At 50.8% G+C, this 25922-nt stretch carries 20 protein-coding genes and 1 pseudogene; 9 read left to right on the plus strand and 12 right to left on the minus strand.

From position 1 onward, the window contains the following. The first annotated feature begins 245 nt into the window (after positions 1-245). Positions 246-2345, plus strand: a complete 2100-nt coding sequence (locus tag EL633_RS24520; protein WP_161982405.1) for a glycoside hydrolase family 44 protein — start codon at positions 246-248, stop codon at positions 2343-2345. Between the two features lie 454 nt (positions 2346-2799). Here EL633_RS24520 and EL633_RS24525 read toward each other — a convergent pair whose 3' ends face one another. From EL633_RS24525 to EL633_RS24555, 7 genes are all read right to left on the minus strand, one after another. Then, a complete protein-coding gene (locus tag EL633_RS24525; protein WP_161982406.1) occupies positions 2800-3561 on the minus strand; it encodes a carbon-nitrogen hydrolase family protein in 762 nt (253 codons plus the stop codon). A gap of 58 nt (positions 3562-3619) precedes the next feature. Beyond that, positions 3620-4672 (minus strand): alpha/beta hydrolase-fold protein, encoded by a 1053-nt coding sequence (locus EL633_RS24530; protein WP_126629915.1) that lies wholly within the window; start codon positions 4670-4672, stop codon positions 3620-3622. A 21-nt stretch (positions 4673-4693) separates the two neighbouring features. After that, on the minus strand, positions 4694-5641 hold the full coding sequence (locus EL633_RS24535) for a sugar ABC transporter permease (RefSeq protein WP_126629916.1): 948 nt from the start codon (positions 5639-5641) through the stop codon (positions 4694-4696). Next, positions 5638-6564, minus strand: a complete 927-nt coding sequence (locus EL633_RS24540; protein ID WP_126629917.1) for a carbohydrate ABC transporter permease — start codon at positions 6562-6564, stop codon at positions 5638-5640. The genes EL633_RS24535 and EL633_RS24540 overlap by 4 nt, the downstream gene beginning before the upstream one ends. 133 nt (positions 6565-6697) lie before the next feature. Next, the gene (locus tag EL633_RS24545) at positions 6698-7960 is read right to left on the minus strand and encodes a sugar ABC transporter substrate-binding protein (protein ID WP_126629918.1); all 1263 of its coding nucleotides are present in this window, start codon (positions 7958-7960) and stop codon (positions 6698-6700) included. 146 nt (positions 7961-8106) lie between these two features. Continuing rightward, a complete protein-coding gene (locus tag EL633_RS24550; protein ID WP_161982407.1) occupies positions 8107-10026 on the minus strand; it encodes an alpha-amylase family glycosyl hydrolase in 1920 nt (639 codons plus the stop codon). A gap of 130 nt (positions 10027-10156) precedes the next feature. Continuing rightward, a complete protein-coding gene (locus EL633_RS24555) occupies positions 10157-10678 on the minus strand; it encodes a MarR family winged helix-turn-helix transcriptional regulator (RefSeq protein ID WP_126629920.1) in 522 nt (173 codons plus the stop codon). A gap of 222 nt (positions 10679-10900) precedes the next feature. On the opposite strand from EL633_RS24555, the gene EL633_RS24560 reads away from it, so the two are divergent. Next, on the plus strand, positions 10901-11827 hold the full coding sequence (locus EL633_RS24560) for a helix-turn-helix domain-containing protein (protein WP_126629921.1): 927 nt from the start codon (positions 10901-10903) through the stop codon (positions 11825-11827). A 145-nt stretch (positions 11828-11972) separates the two neighbouring features. Continuing rightward, positions 11973-13331, plus strand: coding sequence for a hypothetical protein (locus EL633_RS24565; RefSeq protein WP_126629922.1), 1359 nt, complete (start codon positions 11973-11975; stop codon positions 13329-13331). Between the two features lie 553 nt (positions 13332-13884). On the opposite strand, the gene EL633_RS24570 is transcribed toward EL633_RS24565, so the two are convergent. The 3 genes from EL633_RS24570 to iscB all read right to left on the minus strand — a co-directional run bounded on the left by EL633_RS24570 (position 13885) and on the right by iscB (position 18015). Next, on the minus strand, positions 13885-15267 hold the full coding sequence (locus EL633_RS24570) for a pentapeptide repeat-containing protein (RefSeq protein ID WP_126629923.1): 1383 nt from the start codon (positions 15265-15267) through the stop codon (positions 13885-13887). Positions 15268-16112: 845 nt separating this feature from the next. Continuing rightward, positions 16113-16664: a CGNR zinc finger domain-containing protein gene (locus EL633_RS24575; protein WP_126629924.1), complete on the minus strand. Its 552-nt coding sequence runs from the start codon at positions 16662-16664 to the stop codon at positions 16113-16115. A 55-nt stretch (positions 16665-16719) separates the two neighbouring features. Next, complete coding sequence (gene iscB / locus EL633_RS24580) at positions 16720-18015, minus strand: RNA-guided endonuclease IscB (RefSeq protein ID WP_126629925.1); 1296 nt, start codon at positions 18013-18015, stop codon at positions 16720-16722. 356 nt (positions 18016-18371) lie between these two features. Between iscB and EL633_RS36730 the strand changes: the two genes are divergently transcribed. The 3 genes from EL633_RS36730 (at position 18372) to EL633_RS24590 (ending at position 20549) form a co-directional block, all read left to right on the plus strand. After that, entirely contained in the window at positions 18372-18548 is a 177-nt protein-coding gene (locus EL633_RS36730) for a hypothetical protein (protein WP_161982408.1), read from the plus strand. A 27-nt stretch (positions 18549-18575) separates the two neighbouring features. Further along, positions 18576-19886: an MFS transporter gene (locus EL633_RS24585; RefSeq protein WP_126629926.1), complete on the plus strand. Its 1311-nt coding sequence runs from the start codon at positions 18576-18578 to the stop codon at positions 19884-19886. A 210-nt stretch (positions 19887-20096) separates the two neighbouring features. Then, complete coding sequence (locus EL633_RS24590) at positions 20097-20549, plus strand: nuclear transport factor 2 family protein (RefSeq protein ID WP_126629927.1); 453 nt, start codon at positions 20097-20099, stop codon at positions 20547-20549. 313 nt (positions 20550-20862) lie between these two features. On the opposite strand, the pseudogene EL633_RS24595 reads toward EL633_RS24590, so the two are convergent. Beyond that, a pseudogene (locus EL633_RS24595) lies at positions 20863-21218 on the minus strand (DNA-directed RNA polymerase subunit beta); the annotation flags it as partial. Positions 21219-21529: 311 nt separating this feature from the next. Here EL633_RS24595 and EL633_RS24600 point away from each other — a divergent pair. The 3 genes from EL633_RS24600 to EL633_RS24610 are packed head-to-tail and all read left to right on the plus strand — an operon-like array spanning position 21530 to position 23490. Further along, on the plus strand, positions 21530-21961 hold the full coding sequence (locus EL633_RS24600; RefSeq protein WP_126629928.1) for an arsenate reductase ArsC: 432 nt from the start codon (positions 21530-21532) through the stop codon (positions 21959-21961). Further along, positions 21961-22650, plus strand: a complete 690-nt coding sequence (locus EL633_RS24605) for an MIP family channel protein (RefSeq protein ID WP_126629929.1) — start codon at positions 21961-21963, stop codon at positions 22648-22650. Before EL633_RS24600 ends, EL633_RS24605 begins: the two co-directional genes overlap by 1 nt. Positions 22651-22698: 48 nt before the next feature. Beyond that, positions 22699-23490 carry an arsenate reductase/protein-tyrosine-phosphatase family protein gene (locus EL633_RS24610; protein ID WP_126629930.1) on the plus strand — a complete coding sequence of 264 codons (792 nt, stop codon included), beginning with the start codon at positions 22699-22701 and terminating at the stop codon, positions 23488-23490. A 120-nt stretch (positions 23491-23610) separates the two neighbouring features. On the opposite strand, the gene EL633_RS24615 is transcribed toward EL633_RS24610, so the two are convergent. Continuing rightward, entirely contained in the window at positions 23611-25590 is a 1980-nt protein-coding gene (locus EL633_RS24615; RefSeq protein ID WP_126629931.1) for an alpha-amylase family protein, read from the minus strand. Positions 25591-25922: the final 332 nt, after the last annotated feature.

Below are 25922 nucleotides of genomic sequence, written 5' to 3' on the forward strand. Positions count from 1 at the left end.
CTTCTCTGCCTCCCTGAACTCATATTGGCATATTTGCACATTTCGTTTGTCCAATAGTCATGACTGCTGTTGGGAAGCAAGCATTTTTGCTAGCATTATGTTAATATATACCTGCCGATTTTTTTTGAATGAGTGATGATTTTTCTTTTCTTTGGCGGGAACAAAGATCTGTTCTTGTAAGGAGAAGAGGATAAGACAACGTTGTTCTACATTCAATGGCTATGATGTATTTAGGAGGCATGAATATGCAAGGAAATCCTATAAGACGAGTTTCATTGATCGCTGTTGTCACTGTGATGTGCCTTACAACGGCTCTTACCAGTGTCTACTGGTCAATGCATGCTCATGCGGCAACCGGTGGTCCAGGCCTCGTTATTGACGTCGCGGCAGGACGCCACAGTATTAGCAGTGACATTTATGGTATGGAAGGCCCTGATAGCACGCTGCAGAAAGATATTAAGCTTCCCATGCAACGTGAGGGTGGCGATGGCGGTACCAATTACAACTGGCTCCAGGATTCAACAAACTATGGCAACGACTTCTACTATATTGGAGGCAATAATACGGCGAATCCTGTTGCTGGTGCAAGCGTAGACCAGTTGGTAAATGATCAGCTGGCAGTGGGGGGGCATAGTCTGGTGACGGTTCCCATTATTGGCTATGTCAACAAGAGTTCACAATGGAATTGTAGTTATCCGACCTCCGCTTACCCTGGACAACAAGTCGTCTGGCCCTATGTCACCTTAGCCAATGGGGACCAGTGCGGCAACGGCAAAGATAGCCAGGGCAACCAGATCCCTGATACGGATCTATCGAGGAACTATCTTCAGGTTGACCCAACCTGGATGCAGGCATGGATTCAGCATCTCGTCCAGACACATGGGAATTCAGCCACCAGTGGTATCACGTATGAGCTGGATAATGAACCGGGCAACTGGAGAATCGTTCATACGGACATTCATCCTGAGCCAACGGGATACGATGAGCTCACCAACGATACCATCAAGTATGCGCAAATGATCAAGGCGACTGATCCCACTGCACAAACGATGGGACCTTCAGATGGCTATTCGTATGCGTATGTCCATCTGGATTTACAAGATAAGCCAGGCGATGGCATCACCTCCCACAACGGCATGCCCTGGATCCCCTACTATCTTCAGCAGATGAAGAACTACGAGCAACAACACGGCACGCGTCTGCTAGACTACCTGGATGTTCATTATTACGGTGATCAATCCAGCAACGACGATAATGCCACGACCAATGCTGCTCGTCTCGACTCGACGCGCGCGCTCTGGGATCCGACCTATAATGGTCCGAACTCACTTGGACAGTACCTCTCACCCCCACAGAAAGTGGGTCAGATTCAGGCGTTGAAGAATTGGATCAACCAGTATTATCCAGGCACCAAATTGAGCATCTCTGAATATGACTTTGGGGCGCACAAAACGCTCAATGGAGCGTTAACACAGGCAGACGTGCTGGGCATCTTTGGGCGTGAGGGGCTTGACTCAGCGAACCTGTGGAATACTCCCACGGCAACGGACCCAACTGCCTATACCTATCGCCTGTTCCTTAACTATGATGGGAATGGTGGACGTTTCGGCGACACGTCGTTCCAGGCAAGTAGTACCGATCAGGGCAAGTTATCAATCTATGGAGCACAGCGTAGTAGCGATAATGCCACAACGATGGTGGTGATAAACAAAACAGGCAATGATCTCACCAGCAATCTCGCGATCAACAATTTTGCTGCGGGTTCCAGTGCTCAGATGTATACCTATAGCGGTGCGAATCTCAACGCAATCGTGCGGCAGCCCGATCTGGCCGTCAGTAACAATTCTCTGACAGCTACGTTTCCGGCCAATTCCATGACGATGATTGTTCTTCCCAAGGGGGACGGGAGCACTGCCACACCAACGCCAACCCCTACTCCTGAAACCAATCTGCTCAACAACGCAGGCTTTGAGAGCGGGAACCTGGGTCCATGGAATAAAACAGGGAATGCAGGTGTAGAGGCGACGTCTCCTCATTCGGGTAGCTATGACGCCTATCTCTATCCTTCAGCTATACAGGATGTCTCTCTTACCCAGACCATCACCGCGCCGGAAACGCGAACCTATACACTGACAGGATATGCGAACGTCAGTTCACAGAATGTGCAATTTGGGGCCGATGTTGATGGTCAACAGGTAAGAAATATCGATATTCTTCCCAGTAGTACTGGCTATCAGAAATATACGACCACCTTTTCTGTCAATGCAGGGCAAAAGATTACCGTCTGGTATTACGCACATCCGGTCGATGGCTGGGCCATCCTTGATGATGTCTCTCTGGAATGATAGAACGTTGATTTCGCCTTTGGCATAAGAGCAGCATACACAGGGCTCTTGCTTGCTTATCATAGAGCAAGCAGAAGCCCTTTGGTCTGGTATCGCTTTATCAACGAATGCGCCGCAAAACCCCTGGCTGAGGAATAGGAGATGCCAGCGAAGTTGCTGGCCCATATCACTTCCACCGAAGCTGTACACAACATTTCCACTCATTCATGCACCATAGCGCTCCCGAACAACCTGAATATAAAATCATTAAAAAAATAGGGACTTCTCCTATCATCATCAAGCAACAACCTCGACTAGCTCCAGCGAGAACAGCGCTCGTCGCCATTGATATAATGAAGCGAGTGTTCTCCTGGGAAAGCCATCCTCATCCCATGCAGGATGTCTTAGAGCGCATGCCTGGAATTGGTACGATAGCCTGCCTTTGGGCGAGTTTGACGACTGCTCTACCTCAAAATCAAGAAAAAGTATAGTGCAGGAGAGCAGGCGTATTGACCGGTCCATGCAGCAACTCTTTTCCACCGGGCCCAACGATCAGGCTCTCTCCCTGCAAGATGCGTCCCTGCCAGACGCCCTCAGTGACCATGCCAACACTATTGGTAGCAACAATCCATAAAGGTTTGCCCTCTGTACGGGCTTGATATTGCTGACCGATCCAGGCAATATTCTGCTGCTCTTGCCCGGGTTCGCACGCCCAGGCACAGGGTGAAAAAATGATCTGTGCACCCATCAAAGAGAGACTTTCAGTCAGATGTGGCGTCCAGCTATCTGCACAGATATCAAGTGCCACTTTCCTTCCTTCAAAATCAACGACCTGCAATGAATTCCCTCTGCTATACAGTTGAAGTCCAATGTCCAGTTCGTTGATCTTGCGATGTTTCGCCACAATATGACCGTGTCGATCAATGAACAGGGCAGTGTTATAGATTGTCTCGCCCTCCTGCTCTTCCATTCCTACGACTATCGCGAGGCGATACCGCATAGCCAGAGCACTCAGGTACTCGGTAAAGGGACCTGGAATCGGTTCAGCCTCACACCTGGCAGCCTCGGCGAGCCAACCGGTGAGCGAGCATTCGGGTAAGACGATGAGGTCACACCTCTGCTCACTTGCGGCAACAATCATACGAACCATCGTCTGGATGTTCTCTTGCTTGTTTCCCATAACAATAGACATCTGTCCAAGGGCGATCCTCAATCCCCCTCTATCTAATTCTTGCATTTTGTTCCTCTCAAACGTTTCACTTATTGAGCATGTATCCGCTCTCCAAAACTGTTCGCTACGTGGAGCGACCAAAGAGATGCTCCAGTCCTTCCCACACAATGTTGCGCCACGATGGATAATTATGCCCACTATTGTGTTCTTTATACGTGACATCATAACCCTGTTCGCGTAGGCGGGCATACATCTGGCGATTGGGCTCCAAAAACCATTCATAGCGTCCAACATCCATCCAGAGCTTGAGGTCGGGCGCCGGGTGCAAGGCGAGCAGATCTTCGATGACAGAGCGATAATAGAGACGATAGGCAGGCTGGTGCCCGCCAAATGCTCCAGATTCACAGAGCACGCGCCCAAAGATGTGGGGCATCCGTAGACCCGCATACAATCCCATCAGACCACCCATTGAGGCTCCCAGAATACCATAAGTCCCCGGGGAAGCCTGGATATCGAGCACATGCAACTGGTCCTGCGCCAGGGGCAGAACGCGATCAAGCAAAAATGCGAGTGTGGCATCACTACAGGCATATTCGACAGTACGCGCGCTTCCCCCATTCGAGACAAAGGCCAGCGCAATGGGTCGAATGCGCTGTTCAGCAATCAGGTTATCAACCATGGTGGCAAGGTGGGCCTGGTATAGATAGTCATGACCATCTAGCACCACCACCAGCGGACAGAGTTCATCAACCGCCGGCTGATACAGACAGACCTGCCGCTCTGGAGTACTGGTCAGACGTTCTCCAGATACCATGTGCTCGCTCATTCGGCCCCGCGGCCGTCCCTCATGCGTTTGCATAAGGGAGGTATCGCTGCCATCAGGCATCCAGAAATAATTATTCTGAGAACTGATGCCACTCTTTAGCACGCGTGGATTCAGCGGATCGGCCACCTGTTGACCATTGAGCACAAAACAATATTCGATATAGGCATCGCGGGGTAAGGAGAGCGTTGTGCCCCACACTCCTGGCTCCATCTGCTGCAACACAATCGAGCGGCTCTGTGTCTCCCAATTGGTAAAATCGCCAATAAGTTCAGGAGCGTGCTCTCCGCGCCAGATAAAGGTGGCATGCCCGCCATCAATAAAGGGAGTACGACGCTTGACCATAGTTTCCATAGCTGCTTTACTTGCTCCTGTTTAATTCGAGAGACTTCCCAGGGTCAAACCTGATCGGAAGAAACGCTGGGCATATAAGAAGAGTATCATCAACGGCACCGAGATAACCACCGAGGCTGCAGCAAAAATTCCCCATGGCGTGTTGAAGTTGCTTTGCAAGCTGTAGAGACCCAGAATAAAGGTCAGATTGCTCCCGGTTCCGTTGGAGTTGAGCACCAGGTTGGCCAACGCGAACTCACTCCAACCGCCCAGGAAGGAGAAAAGCGCGGATACCACCAGTGCGGGTAGCGCCAGCGGCAAAATGATGCTCCAGAATGCCTGGAAATGGTTGGCTCCATCCAGCATGGCAGCCCACTCAAGCTCAATCGGCAGGGTATCAAAGTAGGTCTTGGTATTCCAGCAACAAAAGACCAGTGAACCTGCCGCATAGATAAGGACCAGTCCCAACAGGTTATCGACTAGTCCAAGCGCATTCAACAGTATATAGTAAGCGGGCAGCGCCAGCAATCCAGGGAAAGCTTGCAAGGCCAACAATCCGCGTAGCGATAGCTGACGACCGGTAAAACGGAAACGCGAAATCGCATAGGCTCCAGAGGTCGAAAATATCACACCAAGTATTGTCGTTAAACCCGCAACCAGAACAGTGTTGCCAATCCAGTTGAAAATGGGCAGTTGCGTAAAGACGTAGCCATAATTATCCAGCGTTGGCTGCGCCGGCAACAGGTGCAAGTCCGTTGTGTAGAGATTTTGCCCTCCGGCCAGCGAGGCCTGCACAGTATAATACAGGGGAAATACGGCAAAGATTCCCATCGCAATCAAGAAGAGATAGGTCAGGATCAGCAGGATGTTTGAGCCAGACTGCGTTTTCTTTGCGCTACGACCAGCTAACGGCTGCGCCCTCTGTACTCCCGCTTGTGCTGTTTGATCAGTTGAAGGGCCTATGATGGCCGCTTTCGCGTGCTCTTTCATCTGAGTGCCTCCTTTCCACGATCCGTTGCTACACCTGTTGCCAGAAAGGTAAACAGGGCCAGAATAATAAACAGGGTAATCGCGAAGGCCGCGATAAAGCCAAAGTGTGGATTAGCGACATCGCTTCCCAGAATGCGTTTGTACATGTAGATCATGACAAATTCAGTAAAGCCTGGCTTGTTGGGACTGGTAATTGGCCCGCCCTGCGTAATGAGATAGACGGTGTTAAACATCTGAAAGGTGGAGATTGCGCTCAGGATGGTGACTGGCAATAGTGCTGGTCGCAACAGGGGTAGCACAATCCCAGTGAAACGGTGCCAGGCGTTCGCTCCATCTATACGCGCGGCCTCGTGCAATTCTAGCGGAATACTTTGCAACGCACCTAGTGTGACAACCGTGAAAAAGGGATAGGTCAGCCAGACGTTGACGATCACAACGGCAATAAACGCCCACCAGGGACTGACAGTCCAGGGAATGCCAAATTGCTGACCAAAGAACACACGTCCAATCTGGTTGATAGGGCCAAAGTCATAGTTAAAGAGAAATTTCCAGATCAAGGCGGTGACACCCGATGGAGCAGCCCATGGTAGCAGGAGGAGCATGCGCCAGAATCCTAACGCTTTCACCCGTGTGTTGTTGAGCGCCAGCGCCGTAAGCACCCCCAACGCGAGGTAAATCGCCAGGCAGACAAGCACATACAGCAACGTCTGCGCAATCACGCCGGGCAGATCACTAGTAGGTGAGAAGATCAGTTGGGCATAATTGCCTAATCCGATAAAATGGTAGGTATCCGCGTTAAACTGGGTGTAATTAGTGGTCGAGAGATAGATCGTGTACAGAATCGGCCACAACGAAATGACAGCGATGGTCAGGAACATGGGAAACAAAAAGACCATCAAGATGCTTCGCTTTACCGTGATCATATGCTTGTCCTTTCCAGTGGAGCCACCTTTCTATGGACAATACGTCGTCCGGGCGGCAGCACAGCATAGAGGTGCGGTGATACAGGTGGCCATCTCTGCTGTCTGGCAGAAGAGATGGCCTGTGCGTCAGCAACTAAGGGTTGATCTGTTGAATGCCTTTCTCGGCCGCTAATTGCGCATCATGCAAGGCCGGGGTCGGTTGCTGACTTCCATTCCACACCACTGTGAGCGCATCCTGCATCGGAGCCCATATTGCGGACATGTAAGGAGTGTTTGGCAGGGTCACGCCTTGCCTGGCCTGAGCCGAGTAGCCCACGATCGCCGGTAGTTTGGTGATCGCTGGATCATCGGCGGCAGCAGCATTGGCAGGTACCTCACCATCAGCCTGTGCCATCGCCGTCTGATTGGCTGCGTTCGTGTAGAATTTCATAAAGTCAGCAGCCAGGGCTGGATTTTTGGCGTTTTTGGCCAGCCAGAGTGACTTGACACCGACAAAAGGCTTCGCAGGAGCGTTGGTCGATGAAACGGTAGGAAGCAGAGCAAAGCCAACGTGTAGTTTTGCTTTTTGTGTATAGGTCGCATACGACCAGGGACCATCGATGATCGCGGCGGCCTTCCCTTCTGTGAAGAGCGATGAGGAGACATTTACATCTTGCTGCCTGGGAAGGTAGGGGCGCAATGATGAGAGATAGGTCAGAGCCTGTATCGCTTGTGGGGTATCCAGGTGCGCTTTTCCATCAGGAGTGATATATTGTGCTCCGTAACCGTAAAACCAGGGAGCGTTACTATAAGGGTCCTGGGTATTCCAGACGACTCCATAGGATTGGGGATGCGCCTTGCGATAACTTTGCTCAAACGCGAGCAACTCGTTCGTGGTTTTGGGCAACTGACCCTCGGATATCAGGTCTTTATTATACATGAGGGTTATCGTCTCTACCGCCTCGGGTACACCGTAGACATGATTATTAAAAATGACCCCCTGGGCGGCAGCGGACGTGTAGGTAGATTTAACAAAATCCGTACTGATATATGTATCTATCGGCTGCACGGTATTGCTCAACGCAATCTTGCCCAGGTTATCATCGGTATACGCGATAATATCAGGACCGTTGCCGCTACGAATGGCGGTAGTGGACTTGGAGACGACGTCATCCTGGTGCACCAACACAACCTTTACGCCAGGATGCTTTTTCATGTAAGCATCAGCGATCGCCTGTTTTGCCTGGACATAACTTCCTTGCCAGCTGTGCCAGAGCGTAATGGTACCCTGGTAGTTGACGTTTGAGGAGGTGGTGCTAGTGCCACTTCCACCACCTCCACAGGCTGTGAGAAACAAAACCATGATCATAAAAACGACTGAAGTGCTTCGGCGCATACGCGTAAATAATGTGTTCATTAGCAATCCTCACTGATTCAATAAGCGGATAAGCGCAAAAGGATGGAGAGATCCTCGGGCGCTCCTTCTTCCGCTGCTAACAATCCATCACTCCTACGATAAATACTGCACACCCTCTGGTGCCGAACCATACTGGTTCAGACCACTCATTGTGCGACGAGAAGGGCACCACTCATTGCACCCAACACAACCTGAATTCCATCGGCGGTCACCTGCACCTGTGGTTGCTCGCCGCTGGTAATCAAGGGAAGGTAAGACATGGAAGTGGATGCTCCGGCCAATGGTATACCCTGCTGCTGTTTACTTACATTAAAGATGGCAAAGACATCACCCTTCATCCACTCTGGTCCCGTGGTATGGGTTCGCACATAGGCGTAAGTGTTCCGGGCAGCATCCAGATGCACCATCTGCCGCTTCCCCTGACGCAACACGGGATAGTCGCTGCGTGCCCAGATTAACGCGCGATAAAATGCGAGCAGATCGTGGTCCCAGCGCTCTTGATCCCAGATCATATCGGCGCGGGCCTGTGCATCTCCACCATCTGTCATGTTGTCGATATCAGCGGCTTGCGACATGCCAATCTCTGTCCCGTAGTACACCACCGGGATGGCCTCCAGGGTAAACTGGCATAAGGCCGCCATTTTCAGACGCGAACGGTCGTTACGTGCCAGAAACAGGAAGCGGTTCATATCATGGTTATCAAGGAAGCTGACCCGGCCAGGGCCGTGAGAAAGAAATTGCTCGTAGGCTTGCAGGAAATGCTCAAATGTCTGGACCGTCCAGTCGCCGAGCGCAAAGGTATGGCGCAACGCGGTCGCCAGAGGAAAGTCCAGGATCCCATCCAGTTTGCCAGCATAACGCGCGATCGAGTCCGGTGTATCGGTGACTTCACCGATCGAGATAACATCCGGGGCAACCTCTCGGGTGGCTTTCCTAAATGCTGCCCAGAAATCCATACTTTGTCCGATGGCATGATCAAGGCGAAAGCCGTCAATACCATAATCGTGCATCCATAGCAATGCCGCATTAATAATGTAGTCGCGTGCCGCCTGACTGGCCGTATTGAATGAGGCCAGGGCCGGTACCACTTCCAGGAAGTTGCGATAACGATGCGGCCATTCATAAAAGGTAAACCAGTCAAATGAGGGCGCATTCTGATCCTGTTGCGCCGCGCGAAAAGCGGCATGGTTCATGGACAGATGGCTGGGGACAAAATCAAGCAAGACGCGCATACCCAAGGCGTGCGCCTGCTCCGTCAACGCCTTGAGATCGTCACTGGTCCCCAGACGTGGATCAATGGCATAGAAATCGGTCGCGCCATAGCGATCATAGGTATCGGCAGGATGAATGGGCGAGAGCCATAGACAGGTGACCCCAAGTTCGGAGAGATACGGCAACGCCTCGCGCACTCCCTGTAATGTTCCACCGTGAAAAGCACGCTGCGAAGCATCGCGAGTAAAGCCACCTGGCGCGCTGGTGCGATAGCGATCAAGGAAGATCTGGTACACAACCGCTTCCTGCGCCCAGGTAGGAAAAAGCGGAGCTGGCTCATCGACAGTAAAGCCAAAGGTAGTGATGGCATGGTCGCCCGTATAACGGAACCAGAATCCCTGCCCATCCTGTGCCCAGACATCGGGTGTCTGTGATCTCGCGTCTGGCATGGATGAGGACCATCCCCCGATACGATAGCGTACCAGTGTGTGCGCTGGTTGTCCGGGGATAATAGCACGCCAACGTGCCAGATACCCAGCCTGAACATCCCAATCAGTGTGTACTCTTTCCATGGCAACTGTCATGGCTGACGTGTCCGGTTGGCGACCATCAGTTGTATAAAAAAGGGTCGCGCATGCAAGCGTAGCATCCATGCCAGTGGTGGCCCAGATCTCAATCGACTGACCAGGCACTGGAATGACCGGAACCAGTATATTATCGTGGCGAAATTGTCCGCGTTGCAGCTTCAGCCGCGCTTGAATTGCTGGTAGCGGCAGATCTCCTGGAGCACTTGTCTGCTCGTCCAGTATTGCGCTTGTCTGCATGTCATTATTTAAGTCCGTTATCTCTGGCATAAGCCTCCCTCTTCCTGGTATAAAATCATGCGCCTTCGTGTGAAACGCCTGCACGCTGGCCTTGGCAGCAGCAGAAATAGTCTGGAAGAGAGGCATAGCGGTAGACCTGGTCCCTTCCAGCTATCCAGTACTAAAACGTTTCTGCCGTTTTTTCCCCTTCAACCTTCAATCCATTGGTCAGCTTTTCATGCAAACGCCTGAGTTGATGCCGTTCATCCTCATTCAGGCAACCAAAGCGCTGTATAAGTGAAGCCTCAAGGGCCGCATGCGCCTGTTCACGCATAGTGGCTCCGGCGTCGGTGATGGTTACCCGTTGTGAACGCCGATCCTCCGGATCCGGGACACGGCGCACAAGTTGCCGTGTCTCCAGGGCATCTATGATGCGTGTCACGGTACTGCGCTCGCACAGAAGCCGCTCGCTCAGGTCAGTCAGACGCCATCCTTCATCCATGTCAAGCAACAACAACGTTGTATATTGCAATGAACTCAATTGAAATGGGTCCAACACCAGTCGGTTGCCTTCCAGTAGCTGCACAGTGATATTCTGAAATAATTGCAGATCCCAGTGTGCATCCATAATCCGTCCCTCCAGTGTTACACTACGTCGCCTCTCTGCGACATGGCTCCCCCCTCTCACCCACGACCGCACCATGTCTGTCTCCTTCACCGTAGCACAACTACCACTGCTCTTTTGCCATAATTTGTTGCTCAAAAAAATGTTGCGTAAAATATTGTTGCTTACGCAAGTATAACTGGAAGATGGAATGATTGTCAAGGGATATACTACCTATCTGTGATTGTGTTCTGGCGTCAAACATCATGAGTAGTGTACACTGGACTATTGCTTTTATGTATCTGCGAAAGGATAACATTTATGTCAGATAACCAGAAAGGCCAGCTGGGCTCACTCTTTGACACACCCATTTTGCCCTACATTCGAGAAAGTGATTTTGCTGTGCGTCGACCATGGCGGATACCAGCCAGGCGCTTGCTGGATTATTTATGGATCTATATTCAAGCAGGGCGCTGTACCATACAGGTCAATGGCATCACGTACGGGTTTGAGCCGGGCGATTTCTGCCTGATTCAACCCAATGATTGCGTGGTCCTGGAAGGCATGACCGATACCATTACGCCTTTTGCCCATATGGACATCTTTTACCATCCCGAGCGCGAGAAAAGCTTCCCAACGCGACCCGGCCAGGTTGATCTCAAGCCTTATCTCCACCTGTTACAGCCGCGCCTGAATGATTATCGTGGGATCTCACTGCCCGTGAAAATTCAGCCTGCTCAGCCAACAACGTTTCGAGATACATTTTTACGCATGGTTGGCCTGTGGCAGCAACGAGATTTCATCAGCCAGTTGGAAGCCCAACAGGCCGCCACAACCCTGATTATTGCATTACTCAAAGATCAGCCCTGGCCCAGGGAAACCTCTTTTCAGGAGCTACAATCACTCAATTGGATCACATCCTATCTCTCATTTCATCTCAACGAGCCAGTATCCGTCTCCGACATGGCTCGGCATGCCCATCTCTCCCCATCGCACTTTTCCGCACTCTTTCATGCTCGCTTTGGCATGTCACCCCATCGCTACTTGTTGCGCCTGCGTGTTCTGCATGCTCAGGATCTCCTCCTCCACACCCAGCTCTCATTACAACAGATTGCCTCTTATTGTGGTTTTGCCTCTGTGCATCACTTTGCGAAAGCCTTTAAGAAGGTAACGGGGCACACACCTGGTAGCCAACGCACACCCGCCAGTGAAAAACACAGCGAAGATGACCCCGCCACACACTTATGAAGCGTCGTTTCTGGTGAGAAGATCGTCGTTTTTGACAAAATTCCCTCATACCCGGACAATACATTGACCTCCTTTTCACGGTATATTTGGAAGCAAATGAATCGTTACCGCTGCTTCATGCACGATGATAAGGAGATCAAACACGATGTTATCCCATCTGGACACGCCTGGTATTCCTCCCCTGGCTGGATTATGTACCTACGATGAGGCTTGTTGCCCTGGCTACTCGGTTGATGAGACAGTTGCGCTTCTCAAGCGTTATAACTATGTCAAGACGAGTCTGAATGAGTTCTTTGCCACGCACATAGCCCATACCCCTGAATGGGAGGTCAAGTGTGGATTTAGCCTGCACCTCTGGCTAGAGGCTGAGCACAGTGCCTGGCTGCGCAAACGTGTCATGGAGATGCGTGAACCACCTCATTATCTGGATAAAGTCCCTGATGAGAGGCTGCAAACCTTCTTTGCGGAACTGATACGCTCACATTCGACGCTTGAGCTTCTGGTTGGGGTGTATGCGGTGGTGAAGCCAGCAATGATCGCGGCCCTCAAGCAGCACATTGAGCGCGCAAATCCACTCATCGATCATCCTACCCTCCGTCAACTACGTATCATCCTTGGTGAAGAAGAGGAGATGGTAGCCTGGGGCCGGCAGGCTATCGCGGCGTTGACACAAACGCCAGACGCTATTAAGATAGCGAATGTCTGGCAAGAACATCTTTCCTGGTACCTGGCCGCCGCCGGTGGTATTGGCGGGGATCAGCCTGTTCCTGCAAGTCTGCCACCGACTCCACGCTCTGATGGATCACCCTACCAGGCGGATTGGACTCCACAACGAGATCAACGTTTCGTCGATCCCTTCAATCGCTCGGCCGACATCGATGCCTATTATCAAGATGAGACCAGGCTTCCCGATGAGCGCGTCTGTGCGCTGCTCTACAAACGCTTACGCGAAATAGATGTTCCTGAATGGATGGGGCCAATTATTGCCAGAACTCGTGGTCAGGACTGGAACTATTATCATGATATGAGCCGACAACTCTGGGACGAAGCACGACACGCCATGATGGGATCGGTCGGACTCTATGCAAAGGGCGTGCCTTTTTATCGGTATCCCGTTAATATCAAATCCTCGTACTCGCTCAATCGAGATTATGAACCGCTTGAGGCACATATTATTCTCTGGGGCATTGAACAAAGTTTGATGACGCGTGAGACTGGGAAACGCTGGGAATGGGAGATCGCTGCCGCGGCCAACGATGTACTATCGACGCGCTTCCAGGATTATGATTGGGCAGATGAAGTCCTGCACGCTCAGATTGGTCGCAAATGGCTACTTCCTCACTTTGAGAACAGAAGCGCGTTGCTTGCTGCCTACGAAAAACTAGTGAAGCGCTGGTATACCTCCCAGGACGAACTCACTGGACACTCTGAGCAAAAAGAGTGGTGGCCTGATTTTATCGCAGAGGTACGCCAACATCAGGCAACAGAACAAGCCGCAAGATAAGTCCGGCTGGTGTACTGTTGGTACAGCCATGGAGTTGGTGCCATGGCTGTACCAACAGCAACCACGAGTACTGGTCGATAGATGTGCACTACATCGAGCACCATCCACTTCCGAAACCAGGAAGTTCTGGTGCGCTTTATTTATCTCGTTAAATTCTTATTCGCCTTTGTAGGCTTTTTCGAGTTCGCTTATATTCAGTTTACCCATACTAAGCATAGCGCGATTCCCGTCATTGAGCCAAATTGTCGATCATTCGGTTTAATTGGGTCGAGGATTGGCCGAATTTACCAACCGTTTCGTTCTTTCACATGTGGTAAATAAGGCCAGGAGTGGTCAAGTTTTGAGGAATGGTTCCACCTGTACATACTGTCCACTTTGCACAAGGTTCCGGCGGACAAGCGAATATCAGCGCAGCCCAGCGCACGCCGCATCCAACATAAATGAGTCGGAAGCAAGTGTCTGCAGTAATGGTGTCAGATCGGGTGCTCTGCGTGTGTACGCGTGGATCTTAGCGCTATGTAAACTTACGTAGCGCTACTCCATATACACAAAGTTACTTGTTCATGCCTTTTGCTCGCGCCAATTGTGCTTGCGTTACGCCAAGAGCGCTATCGAGATTCCTCACGCCATAAAGAATGGTTCCGTCCAAATCCGCTTCACTCAGATCAGTTTGACTGAGATCAGCATTCGAAAGATCAGCTTCACTCAGATTTGCTCCGCTGAGGTCAGATCCTATCACATCAGCCCCGGCCAAATCAGCTCCTCTCAAGTCAGCTCTTCTTAAGCTCGCATTATTTAAACAAGCACCTACCAAGAAGGCCCCCTTTAGCACAGCATTGCTCAGGTTGGCCCCATTCAATATGGCCCCATCAAGATTAGAACCCCTCAAATCAGTTCCACTGAGATTTGCATGACTAAAGTCAGCTCCACTTAACTGAGATACACTGAGATCCGCATTGCTCAGGTTGACGTTGCTTAAACTACAATCATGGAGGTCAGATCCCCTTAGTTTCGCACCGTCTAAAGAAGCACCATCAAAATGAGCTCGGTGCGTGTCAATAACAGGAGCAGTATCGTCTCGTACATGAGTGCCTTCATGTGAACTTATCATACTATCATGAAAAACCACGCCATGCTGATCAAAGAGCGTATTCTCTAAAAGTGTATCAGTAATCAGGGTACGGTAAAATCTCACTCCCCTCATGTTTGCCCCGGTCAAATCAGCACCACGCAAATCCACACCCGTCATATCAGCATCCTGTAAGTCTACAGAACGCAAATTCGCCCCGCGTAAATCTGTAGTAATAGATGTATATGCATTACCAAATATCGCCCCGCGCAATTTCATCCCTGTCAGATCTTTCCCACTCATGGTTTCTAATACGTTCATTCCTCGAACATCCGCATAGCGTAAATCGATCCCACTCAAATCAGCTCCATACACATTCGCATGCAAAAAATTACCACGACTTGCTTCAGCTTCCCTCAAATTCGCATAGCTAAAATTGCTCTCAATGGCATGAACAGATCGAAAATTCGCACGAAAGAAATTGGTGCCAACACATTGCGCATGAGTTAGAATAGTGTATGAGAACAGTCCCTCCTGTGCATTAGCATGAGACAAATCTATACCATCACACGCTTGACTAATGAAATCAACATGATGCATATCCGCCCCTTCGAAAGATGCTTGAAACAATGAACAGGAGACAAACGTAGCATATGGGAGCAATGCTCTACGGAAATTGGTTTTCCCTAAGTTGAGTTTCTTCCAGTATATCCACGACAAATTGACTCCGTGTAAATCATGTATCGGTATTTCTATATCGTAAAAATCGGTAGCACTTAAGTCTGGTATGACATCGGGATAAGTTTGTCTCCATTGCATCCACTGTTCTTTATTGAAGACAAAATCGACATGTTGTTGATTCGCCATGATACCCTCTTCCAATTCCTATGTCGTCTAAAAATTGACATGACTCTTTTTTTGTCCAGTGCTTAGTATCTTGTTGGTTCTAATAGATCTAACGTTCAACACACTACTCTTTCATACAAAAATTGGCTTCATCATGAAGCGACTGTAGTTATTGCCTTTTCAATTCATACTCTTGCTTAGCTCGACTTTGTACAAAATTGTTACCTATCCAAAAAAGATGGCACACATCCTCTGCTGAGGTAAAATATGTAAAGTACCCAGGAAAAGAATTCTTATTGATTGCCAGGCATACAAAAATTGCAAGTGATCTCGACCGATCTTACTCAGGTTCAGTATCAAGCGTTCCTCTGCCTTCTCCATTGTGAGGACTTCTGGCGACAGAAAACGAATCTCTTAGCGGTTTATACCTTCCCAACAACAAGAGGAGCTCCGGCTGAGTTTCTGCAAAGGGCTTAAAGGGGATTGGGATTCTGCCACAGACGCAAGCAAAGGTCATTCGTACCAAATCAACAGGTATTGCATGGCAGGATAAAGGGGGAATAATAGTGTTGTGTTCTGCTGCGATACGCGGGGCAAAAATATGTTTTTCATCTCCGAAAGCTCCTCTGTTTCCATCACTGGAAACAGAGCATGCCGGGTGCAAGAGATACCGCCTTTTCTGCTGAGGATGGCGATAGGAAATGACAGAGCCTTGCGGTTGTAAGTACCGTAATGAGCGGCACACAGAGGCTGGGGGAAGACCTATCAAACATCGAAGCGTTGGGAGATCAACGCCGTCTGATGCTTCCCTGAGCTGAACAAAAAGGGCCTGTATCTGTTTGCTCCGAAGAAAGAAGTACGATGCTCTAGGCAAGGCGATGGCGTTCACGAAAGCGCCGCACACGCATCATATTGGCGCAGTCGTCGTCACACCAGCTGCGACGCTTACTGTTACTTTCATCGTAATAGATCCAGCGGCAATTGGGGTTACTACATTGCTTGACACGTGTAAGATCATGCTTCGCCAGTAGGGTGGCAAAGGAGGCCGCGATCTGTCCTAAAAGCCACGTCCAGTCAGAGGAGCAGGGAACACGTTGGAGCGTAAAATCTTCTTCGTGCGTGAGGAGGAGATACGAGGGGGCATGTTTCAGGTAGCTATTAAGCTCGTCAAGGTCGTGCTTCGCGATCTCGCGCCCTCGTATCATATCCCCCGTGATTCGCTGCAGAAGCGTACGCAACTGTTGTAATGCGCCAATAACCTCCGGCTTAGGCTGCTCTAGCCCCTCAATATTCCACCAGTCTTGTAGTAGCGACTCCCAGCCCGGCTTGAGCAGTTTGAGCAGTCGATCCTCGTCTTTGGCTATGCCACGATAGTCGTGCCAATCGGTGTTAATAAGTACTTGCCAGGACATATCCATCACACTCTCACCATTTCTCCATCTTTAAATTCGCGTGATGCGGGGACCCCTCGGTTCACCCATGGGGAGGAGCATCACGCACTCCTTTCGTCTCATATGTATACTCATAGCCGTCTGCCCGATGCAAACGGCGCATATATTTGGGGTGAACGTCGGTTTTACCCAGACGAAACGATGGACGATGGCGGATGGCAATTCGCCCCCAATAGGTGCCCTTCGGGGTAATCGCCTTGACCATATCGCCTGTCCTGTACCCCATGTATGATGACTTGCGCTCTTTATGGTGCTTTGGAAACCCGTAAGCGTCCGTCACACACATTTTTCGCCTACCATGCCCTGTCGCTTTGATCTTCAATGGTTTGATACCCTTGGTTATCAAAACTACAGGGGCACTCGTTCCGACGTTTGCTGCATCAAGCCAGTGCGTCTTTGGGAGGTTGCGCGTCGTTCGGTTGTACTTGGTCAGACCGCCAGAACCGCATTCTACTGGCAATCCTGTCGCCTTGAGTCGTTCAAAGAGTTTCCATCGTGTACTGTTTACCGCCGCCGCATCCTTGAGCGGCTTTTTTGCCTGGGCCTGGATCTTTTTCAACACCTCTGGTTTCTTCTTGAGGAAAACCGCAATATCCTGCGTTCCTTTCGCTGTGTTGCACTTCTCACAAGCCAGACACAGGTTGCTCACGCGATTGGTTCCTCCTTTTGCTCGTGGATGGATGTGCTCTATTTGTAAGGGAACATCTTTTGCTTCGCAATAGGCACAGGCCCGTTGCCACTTTTCGAGCACGTATTCTCTGATCTCGTAGCCAGCCAGGGAGCCTTGCTGATACTCCACCCCTGACACTTCGGGATTCTCCATCAGTTGCATGTCAAATCGTACCAACTCCATACTGATCGCTGAGATAGGCGCATACCGTGAGAGACGGTTGACCCACGTAAGCACATTCGCAAGGCGACTCTCAAGTGACGGTGGGAACCATCCCTTAGCGCGTGTTCGGTTCTGCCATCGAGCTTTGCGATACCGCGTTTTTCGTTGCCGCCTTGATCTGCGAACGGCACGGCGATCATCGAGAGATGCTTTTACCGTCTGTCCACGGTGATCAAGTTCAGCAGCGAAGACCACCTCTCCTGAAGTATCATTGACAAGAGCAATGCCTGTGGTTCGACTACCGGGATCCAGTTTGATGCGCAACGGTTGTACTTCTGGTTCAAGAACTTCGGTCTTCAAGATAATCGTAAACGGATACATACGAAAGACTGACGCTTTTCCCCCATGGAGAAGGATGCGTGCTCTTGCAGGATGGACGGGATCAAGTGGTTGGGAGTTCGTATCAACAACAAAAACCTTGCTCATAAAGAGCCTCTACTTTCGTAGGTAATGTGTTCCTCGTCAATGTTCGTGCGTGGTTTAACGCCAATGACACTGGATTCACCCTGTACTCCTGTTTAATCAGTGGCCGTAGAGGTCGGGGCTGGAAAGCACCCCGACGTACCTATTTCACTCCGAACGGAGTTTCTGTTTCAAAACTGAGACTGGTCAGGTCTGGGCTTACCGGAGCAAGCCCCCGCATTTATGCGTGGGGTTCCTGACCTAATTTATAACACTACTTGCTAGTATACTGTATGTAATGGTATCATTCATCATTATACCATTACGCATGGGCAATTGGAAAGGTATGGGATACGGCCTTCCTGCTCGGTGATGGTGTGATGATAGTTCCGGCGTGGATGTCCTCTCTGGTGGTTTTGCGCTTTATTCGTGGACATGGGATGGGTGCGGCTCTGGTGACACGCCTTGTCGCGGTGAAGACGCACAATGTTTTGCTCGCTGTGGTGGTTGGATGGATCTCTGTTCTGGGACTTCGCTGGTTACAAGAAAACAGGTGATACCGAATATGTAAAGGAATACGGCATATGCGATTACGATTTGGCGCCCTCTGGCAACACCCTGACTTCTTAAAACTTTGGACGGGTGAATCAATTTCGCTCTTCGGCTCCCAGGTGACGACCCTCGCCTTGCCACTGGTAGCAATCATCACCTTACATGCGACTGCAGGGCAGGTCGCACTGGTCAGTACTGCGATCTGGGCACCATACCTCATTTTCACAATATTCGCAGGTTGGTGGACGGACAATCATCGCCGTCGCCCCCTGCTCATTGTTGCCAACCTGGGGCAGGCCGCGCTCCTGATCTTGCTCCCTGGACTAGCCTTTTTTCATCTGCTACGGATTGAATATGTGTATATCATTGCCTTTTTGATCGGTATGTTCGCGGTCTTCTTTAATACCGCCTACAAGCCCTATCTCTTAACCTTGATCGGGCGCGAGCACTTACTGGAGGGCAATAGTAAATTGCAGGTGAGCGCCGCTATCGCGCAGATTGGTGGTCCAGGAACCGGTGGACTCCTCGTGCAACTGGTAACTGCGCCCTTCGCGCTTTTGATAGATGCTGGATCGTTCGTGGTGTCCGCGCTTGGTCTGCTCTTCATTCGGAAGCGCGAGCCCGCACCAGAGCCAGCATCCACCTCTGAACCAGTCTGGCGTCAGATAGTCGCGGGATTGATGATCGTGTTTCGCAATCCCATATTACGTGTGCTGATCCTGGCGTCCATGACATATAACTTCTTCGGTGTCGGCTTTGAGACACTCTTTGTTGTCTATGCCACCCGCGACTTACAAATCTCGCCTGCCCTGCTCGGAATCATTCTGGCGATGGGCAGTATTGGAGCACTCTTCGGGGCGCTGATCGCTGATCCTCTGGCGAAGAAGATAGGACTAGGGCCTGCTCTGATCCTGATGACGTTTCTGGAAGGAATTGTTCTGCTTTTCATCCCCTTTCTCGGCGGCCCATTTGTATTCAAGGTTGCGTGTCTGGTGGGAGTCTTCCTGGTGAATGGCATGGGGCTAGCAAGCACGAACATCTACTATCCAAGTCTACGGCAGTCGATCACTGATGATGCCTTCCTGGGGCGTGTCAACGCCAGTACTTTCTGGCTGATATTAGGGGCCGTGCCCATTGGTAGCGCTATCGCAGGTGGTTTGCAGGGCTTGATAGGGTTGCGCTGGACGCTCGTGTGTCAGGCTGTTGGTTTACTTTTCTCTGTGGCCTGGGTAGTAGGTCCACGTATACGTACACTCCGCACCCTACCCACACTCGCAAGCAAGGAGAGATCAGAGGAGACACTCCCAACTGCCCGGACGGAGACACTCCCGATCGAGGCATAGGAATGCCTACGCGACACGTATTTTCCTATAAGGCTGACGTTCTACGAGGCATCAAGCCCACTTCATCTATTTCCAGTCATGAGAAGATATGGGCCTTCTGATCCAAAGGCCCGGGTCTACTTTCGTGATGGGTCAAAAGGCAGCAGGCTTTTGGACATTGTAGAATAGGGAACGAGATGCGCTGCTATTGATGCATGAGGAACATAGGCGATGAACTATATGAAAAAGACGATCAAGACCTTTCATGAGGAAGGAGAAAGGACCATGAAGATGAATGCTGAAATGGTACAACGCTGGCTTAACACATACACCCGTGCCTGGACAACCTATGATCCAGACGAGATCGCTGCACTGTTTACCGACGACGCTGAGTATCGTTGGCATCCCTGGGATGAGGGGGAGGATGTAGCTCGTGGTCGCTCCCAAATCGTTGCGGCCTGGCTAGAGAACCGTGACGCAGCAGGGACATACCATGGTGAGTATCGACCCTTGCTGATCAAGGACAACATGGCGATTGCTGTTGGATTGTCCTCCTATTATACGGATCAGACTCAGGAAACGCTCAAGCGGGCATATCACAATCTGTGGGTGCTCCACTTCACCGATGAGGGGCAATGTCGCTCATTCACTGAGTGGTATATGCAAGCACCCGACAAGCCGTAATCTGATGCCTGCTTGTAGCAGATTGTTGCATATCCCCCCGAAACAGGGACCCGTTTCAGAGGGATATGCGCAACAAACCTTCCTCTCAGGATCCCGTCACACACATCTTATAAAGTGGCTTCAGATCAGGCCTGAAGGAAACGTTTATTCTACGGTAACGGGGGACAAGACTTGAACTGGCGACAACCCACCTGGAAGGTAGGGCCGCACAAGAACTTCACCAAAATCGTATCTATCGCCCTGGAAAGCAAGCTCACCAGACACCAGGAGTGTTGTATTGCTTCACCAGTTTTATTGTGGAGTTATTCCATCATTAGTCACCCTCGAAGCCAGATAGATTAATTCCGAGATCGGGCGTGACATCGTTCAAGGTGTCTTCGACGAATGGGATCTTCTGCTCGTCTTCGTTGAGTACCTCGACATTAATGCCCAGGCTCTGAAATTCTTTGACGAGCACTTTGAAGGACGCTGGCACGCCCGGCTCCGTGCTATGCTCGCCCTTTACGATGACCTCGTAGGTTTTGACACGACCCACCACGTCGTCCGACTTGACCGTCAGAATCTCCTGAAGGATATTGGCCGCCCCATAGGATTCGAGCTCCCACACACTTCCATTTCACCAAACCGCGCCTTCCCACCCAGACGCTGCTACGTAATCAGGCTGTAGGGAACGTCATCGCACCTGCTCGGTAAGCTCTCCACTATCCTCGTGTCCTACATATCCTGCAGAGCTTCTAAACACACGCGAGATGGTATGCGGCTCCATGTACTCCAACTCAAAGTATAAACCAACCTGCTAAGGGGGATCTTACACCTTGCAGTGACGTCTTTTTTCTGGTATTTTAATTACATCAAAATATTTTGCATCAATATATTTTGATGTAATTTGTAGCGAAGCAGTTCCATGCGGCTTCCTACATACACGTTCAATGATATCCACTTTGTGTTACTAGCATACTGATATGTACAGGAACAACACGATGAAACAACGGGTCCTTATTCTGTGTACAGGGAATTCCTCACGTTCACAAATGGCTGAAGGCTGGCTCCGCCATCTGGCTGGTGAGCAGTTGGATGTTGAGAGTGCAGGCATCACGCCTTCTCAGGTCAATCCCCTGGCGATCCAAGCGATGACTGAGCGCAAGATTGATATTAGCCATCACCGCTCCAAACATCTCAACGAGTTTCTTGATCAACCTTTTGATTACGTGATCACCGTTTGTGATCATGCGGCCGAGCAATGCCCTGTATTTCCTGGAAAAGCGACACGCATCCATTGGAGTTTCCCCGATCCTGCGGCAATTCAAGGTACAGAGGAAGAACGTCTCGCCGCTTTCCGGCAGGTTCGTGATGCCATCGAGCGCCAATTTCGCGCCTGGGTGAAAGATCCTACCAGCGTAGAGGTGACCTGATGCTCCAAACATCCTTACCACGGAAAGCAGTCGCCGAATGCGTGGGCACATTTGCCCTTGTTACTGCTGGCTGTGGTGCCATCATGGTTGATACATTGACGCATTCGTTAACCCATGTGGGTGTCGCGCTCACCTTCGGCTTGATTATTATGGTCATGATCGCTGCCACGGGTCATCTCTCGGGTGCGCATTTCAATCCAGCCGTCACTATTGCCTTTGCGCTCACACGCCATTTTCCCTGGAGGCAGGTCCCCTTCTATATTTTGGCACAGGTTCTGGGTGCCGTGCTCGGGGCAGGGATGCTTTATGGGCTCTTTGGCCCTATTGCAGCACTTGGAGCCACCATACCATCAGGAGGAGTCTGGCAATCGTTTGGACTGGAAGTGTTGCTTTCAGCGGTCTTAATGCTGGTTATTATCTCTGTGGCAACTGATACCAGAGCCGTCGGACAACTCGCAGCGCTGGCAATCGGCGCTGCGGTCGCCCTGGATGCCATGTGGGGGGGCCCGATTAGCGGCGCATCGATGAATCCTGCGCGCTCCCTGGGACCTGCATTGGTTGCGGGAGTCTGGCAAGACCAATGGGTTTATATTGTTGCCCCCATCATTGGAACATGCCTGAGTGCTACCCTCTATCAATGGTTGCGAGCGACACCGGAAATCAAAGCAATCAGGTCCCTAAAAAACTAGGCGGTCCTCCATCTTCACACCTTGCGAGTAGAAGGGAAAAAGACGACTATGCATGCAACCCATTCGACAACACACGTCCCCGAATTCTTGAAATTACTGGCCCATGAACTCCGCTGGAACATTATTACAGCCCTGGCACAGAGTGATCGAAGCGTGCATGAAATCATTCAGGTCTTACATGAACCTCAGAATGTCGTCTCGTATCATTTGCGGAAACTGCGAGAGCACCATCTGATCACAGAACGGCGCAGCAGCGCTGATGAGCGGTCACTGTACTATAGTCTTAATCTTGAAGCGCTGCGTGCGCTCTATCTGAGCGCAGGCAACGTCTTACATCCAGCGATTGGGAGCCTGGAGGTACCGTCGGATCCGCAACAATGGCCAATCCCAGAACGACCACTGCGCGTGCTGTTTCTCTGTACCCATAATAGCGCTCGTTCCGTGCTGGCTGAAGCCCTCTTGCGGCCGATGAGCAATGGACGAGTCGAGGTCGCCAGTGCAGGCACCAGGCCCACTGGTGTCCACCCTGCTACGATACAGGTGTTAGCGTCCCTGGATATTGATCATGCCCACCTCCGTTCCAAGCATATCGATGAGCTGAGCGATCTGCATTTTGACTATGTGATTACGGTCTGTGATCGGGTGCGTGAGGTATGCCCCACCTGGCCGGCTGAGGCGCAACTCATCCATTGGAGCTTCCCCGATCCGGTCCAGGAAGGAGATGCAGAAGAGGAGCGCTATCAGGCCTTTGAACACACAGCCACCCAGCTCACGACCCGCATTCGCTACTTTTTGACACTCATCGAGCGTCGTTATCAACAAAAAACACTGACGGTGTAGGGCAACGCATGGCTGGCGAGGCGTCCAAGAGCGTTCTCCCCTACGGGATGCGCAATGAGGCATGAGACCTCCATGCTTTCAAATGGTCATCTTTTGAAAAGTGCACACGTCGCGCTGGTATCATTCAACAATTAAAACGACATGAATATCCAGGCGTGGAAGCGTTACCATGGCCCTACCCTCTGACCATGTAAAAGGGAGAGCGAAATTTTCTGGCTGGCACATAATCCTGGAAGGTTGCTCTTCACAACGGATGCTAATGGTCAAGGGTCCGACCGCTGGAATTTCATCGAAAACATGTACATGTATGTCCGCGTGCGGGCCAGCAGTGTTGACGAGATTGATCGCCAGTTTGCTCCCGAAACGGTTGAGTGCTACATCGACAAGGTGCGAGCCAGTAACAGTGACAAGGGGCTCCGGGAAGAGTTCATGAACCAATGCCTGGATAAAATCGCGCACAACAGTCGTCGTGGCCTCCAGGTAGCGCTTACCAACGTTAAAGTAGGTTGCCGCGATTTTCCCTCGACCATACGCAGTAATAGAGGCTGCGGTCGTGGAGGGTAACGTCATATTGTTACTTGCATACCAGCATCCGAACGCTTGTGCGGGCTCTTGAAGCTGTACCTGAGCGGTCGCTGTCTTCATTCTAGCCAGGCTGCCCTCGTATTCCAGATATATTGCTTGCTGATCATGGCTCACGTCTAGAAAATCGACCTGTAAGGCTGTGGCAAACAGGAATGCCGTAGCAGGACCGATGAGCAACAGCTTCCCGCCATTGTGCGCATAGGCCAGCAAATTTTCAATCTGGTCCGGCTCTAACTGGCTCCATTCTGGAACAACGATGATTGGATACTCCGCCATATGGCCTTTTAGCTGGTGTTCCATCAAGATATCGGTGGAGTATTGATTGTCGAGGAGGATCTGCAACACACCCTGGAGGGGTTGCAGAGCTCCATCGTGAGCCTCAAAGAGCGCGGTCGCCTGGTGATAGAAGGTTGAGCCAGCATAGTACAAAGCGATCTGTGGAATAGGCTCGGCATGATGGCAGACATCCTGGCGAGCACGACAAAATTGCGCGACCTCACGCGCGACCTGCATTTGCCAGGGAAAGATGGCGCCATTACGGTCCTGTTGAAAATAGAGCTGAAAGCCTCCACTCAGGGCGAGCACGATGGCTGCCTCGCGCTGTAATTGTGAGACTGATTTGGTCGAAAAATCTTCTTCGTTATCGCCAAGAACATGCTGACCACCAAAGCTCCATGCCATAAGATCCCAGGGCAGGCCCTGATGGCGCAAACACCGAGCCTCAAGGCGGGCACTGTTCACACTATTTTGTAGCCAGAAATCACCGGACAGAAAATCAACATCCGCGCTGACCGGCTCAGGCATTTTTGATGAGAAGGCCCAGTTACTGGCAATCTGAAAATCAGCATTATGCTGGTGCAATGTATCGATATAATGGCGCAGATAGGTCCGAAAGCCCTCGCGGCAGAACTGGGTGAACTCATAATAGTAGGCATCAGTTGGAGCATGGGGAATCTCCTGGATGCCGGTCTGATCCTGAAACGCGGCGATCACTTCGGCGCGATAATCATGGTGAACAGCCCAGCAATCCCCATCGACCCAAACTCCGTCTACGCTATAGCGATCATTGAGCTCTTTCAGTTGAGGGATCATCAGCTCATCAACATAGGGCCCAAAAGCTGAAACCATATGCACATCTTCATGACCTTGCTCATCTACACGCGCCCAATCGGGATGGTGTTTGATAGCCATATCATCCCAGATTCCCGAATAGTGCAGAAAGAGTGCAACCCCGCGTCTGGCTGTGACCTCGCGCCAGATAGTCAGGGTGTCCCTGGCGATGCCAGGCGCGCGATACCCAACCTTGGTGGGATAACTAGAGTACCCCATATGTCCTTTACAGTCGCATTGGATGTAATCAGGGTGGACCATGTCAATAATATATTCAACCATTTCTGGCGTGACATCTTTGCCCACCGCCGTCGATTCTCGCCTGGCATGAAAATCGAAGTGCATACCCAGAAAACTCTCTTTTCGCCGTAGTCTGGCTGGCTGATGAGATGATATTTGCATCATGCATTTCCTATTCTATGAAGAGAGCAGCTCGAATGTTTCGTCAAGCTACTGCCTCGGTAGATTGTCGGTTGAAGCAAAGCACGAAAACTGTTGAGCCACGAGAATACTAAACAGTCTGATGCCAATCGCTGACGCATACTCGAGGTACCCATCAGAAATAGTAAGGTTTCGATGGCAGCAGCATCACTCACATATTCAAATGTGTAGAACATATATTGAAGTAGATATACCATTACTTCCTCGCAGAAGTCAATAGTATTTATAGTAATTATACCAAAAAGCCGCTTTTATCGTATTTTTTCACACACAATAAGCACCAATTTACAATAATT

Origin of the sequence: Dictyobacter alpinus (assembly GCF_003967575.1) — a bacterium.
GTDB lineage: Bacteria > Chloroflexota > Ktedonobacteria > Ktedonobacterales > Ktedonobacteraceae > Dictyobacter > Dictyobacter alpinus.